This window comes from Rhodoferax sp. UBA5149, assembly GCF_002413825.1.
Lineage (GTDB): Bacteria > Pseudomonadota > Gammaproteobacteria > Burkholderiales > Burkholderiaceae_C > Rhodoferax.
In genome coordinates this window covers 1-275 of record NZ_DHXT01000063.1, presented here as the reverse complement: position 1 = coordinate 275, position 275 = coordinate 1, and the positions used below count along the sequence as shown (strand labels likewise).

Annotated in this window: 1 pseudogene; it reads right to left on the bottom strand. The window is 63.6% G+C overall.

Going from position 1 to position 275, the window contains the following annotated elements:
- Window positions 1–275, bottom strand: a pseudogene (locus B3V69_RS05065) (hypothetical protein); the annotation flags it as partial.

Sequence of the window (275 nt, the reverse complement as noted above, 5' to 3'; positions counted from 1 at the left end):
GTGTGCAGCTTGCGCGCGATGGTGGGCACCGCCTTGAGGAATTCGTACGCCGCCTCGACCGTGAGATCCAGGATTTGCGCGATGTTCTTGCCTTTGTACAGCACTTCCAGCGTTTCGCGGTTGTAGCGTTTGCCGGCACAGACGTCGCACGGCACGTAGACGTCGGGCAAGAAGTGCATCTCGACCTTCACCATGCCGTCGCCCTGACAGGCTTCGCAGCGGCCGCCACCCCCGGTTGCGCCGACGTTGAAGCTGAAGCGCCCCGGCCCATAGCC